The sequence below is a fragment of the Mycolicibacterium arseniciresistens genome, from assembly GCF_030519285.1.
Lineage (GTDB): Bacteria > Actinomycetota > Actinomycetes > Mycobacteriales > Mycobacteriaceae > Mycobacterium > Mycobacterium arseniciresistens.
The window spans coordinates 1-2,243 of the sequence record NZ_JAUMSQ010000498.1 but is presented as its reverse complement, the minus strand read 5'-3'; the positions used below and the strand labels follow the sequence as shown (position 1 = coordinate 2,243).

Sequence of the window (2,243 nt, the reverse complement as noted above, 5' to 3'; positions counted from 1 at the left end):
GCGATCCCATCGACGTGGTGAAGGCTGCCCTCGACGGCACGCCTCCGCCACCGCCGCCGCGCCGCCGTGGCCGCGGCAGTGGTGACGGGCCGTCGGACCCGCCTCCGGGCGGAACGCCGAGCTGGCGTGAGCAGATCAACTGGAGGTGGGTGCGGCGCGGTCTGATCGTGGCCGCCGCGGTGCTGATCCTGCTGCCGCTGATCACGTTCGGCATGGCCTACATGATCGTCGACGTGCCCAAACCCGGCGACATCCGGACGAATCAGGTGTCGACGATCCTGGCCGGCGACGGCAGCGAGCTCGCCAAGATCGTGCCGCCCGAGGGCAACCGTGTCGACGTCACCATCGACCAGATCCCGGTCTCGATGCGCGACGCGGTGATGGCCGCCGAGGACCGCGACTTCTACTCCAATCCCGGCTTCTCCTTCACCGGGTTCCTGCGCGCCTTCAAGAACAACATCTTCGGCGGCGACGTGCAGGGCGGTTCGACGATCACCCAGCAGTACGTGAAGAACGCGCTCGTCGGTTCGGAGCGCTCCGGGCTGGGCGGTGTCACGCGCAAGGCCAAGGAACTGGTCATCTCGACGAAGATGTCGAGTGAGTGGTCCAAGGACCAGGTGCTGCAGTCCTACCTCAACATCATCTACTTCGGCCGCGGCGCCTACGGCGTGGCGGCCGCCTCCACCGCCTACTTCGGCAAACCCGTCGAGCAGCTGACGGTGGCCGAGAGCGCCCTGCTGGCCGCGCTCATCCAACGGCCGTCGACGCTGGATCCCGCGGTCGATCCCGAGGGCGCCGCGGAGCGGTGGAACTGGGTGCTCGACGGCATGGTCGAGATCGGTGCGCTGTCGGCCACCGACCGGGCCGCCCAGGTGTTCCCGCCGACGGTGCCGCCGGAGCAGGCGCGCGCGCAGAACCAGACCACCGGGCCCAACGGTCTGATCGAGCGCCAGGTCACCAAGGAACTGCTGGAACTGTTCGACATCAACGAGCAGACGCTCAACACCGAGGGCCTGCAGATCACCACCACCATCGACCCGAAGGCGCAGAGGGCCGCCGAGGAGGCGGTCACCGAGAACCTGGACGGTCAGGATCCGGACATGCGCTCGGCGGTGGTGTCGATCGACCCGAAGACCGGCGGGGTCAGGGCCTACTACGGCGGTTCGGACGCCAACGGCTTCGACTTCGCGCAGGCGGGTCTGCAGACCGGTTCGTCGTTCAAGGTGTTCGCGCTGCTCGCCGCGCTGCAGCAGGGGATCGGCCTCGGCTATCAGGTCGACAGCTCACCGGTGAGCGTCAACGGCATCGAGATCAGCAACGTCGAGGGCAACAGCTGCGGCACCTGCAACATCGCCGAGGCGCTCAAGCGGTCGCTGAACACCAGCTACTACCGGCTGATGCTGAAGCTGAAGAACGGCCCGCAGGACGTGGCCGACGCCGCGCACCAGGCCGGCGTCGCGGAGAGCTTCCCCGGCGTCGAGCACACCTTGAGCGAGGACGGTCAGGGCGGCCCGCCGAACAACGGCATCGTGCTCGGGCAGTACCAGACCCGGGTGCTCGACATGGCGTCGGCGTACGCGACGATCGCGGCGTCGGGCGTCTACCGCAAGCCGCACTTCGTGCAGAAGGTGGTCAACTCCCAGGGCGACGTGCTCTTCGACGCCTCGCAGGAGAGCAACGACGGCGAGCAGCGCATCGACAAGAACGTCGCCGACAACGCGATCTCGGCGATGCAGCCGATCGCGGGTTACTCCAACGGCCACAACCTGGCCGGCGGACGACCCTCGGGGGCGAAGACGGGCACCGTGCAGCTGGGTGACACCGGCGACAACCGGGACGCCTGGATGGTGGGGTTCACGCCGTCGTTGTCGACGGCGGTCTGGGTCGGTACCACCGAGGGCACCAAGCCCCTGCAGACGTCGGGCGGGTCGGCGATCTACGGATCCGGTCTGCCGTCGGACATCTGGAAAGAGACGATGGACGGCGCGCTGGAGGACACCGAAGAGGAGTCGTTCCCCAAGCCCGAGGAGATCGGCGGCTACGCCGGCGTGCCGCAGGCTCCGCCGCCCCCGTCGTCGACCGTCCCGCCGACGCCCTCGATGACCGTCATTCAGCCGACGCTCGAGGTCGCGCCGGGCATCACCATCCCGATCGGCCCGCCGAGCACCGTCCCGATCGGTCCGCCTGTGCCGGGTGCGCCGCCCGTGCCGGGTGCGCCGACCCCGGTGCCCGATCCGGGTGCG

Annotated in this window: 1 protein-coding gene; it reads left to right on the top strand. The window is 69.0% G+C overall.

The genetic code is table 11. From position 1 onward, the window contains the following. On the top strand, nucleotides 1–2,243 hold a 2,243-nt coding region (locus Q2100_RS30980; RefSeq protein WP_302917086.1), incomplete at both ends, for a transglycosylase domain-containing protein.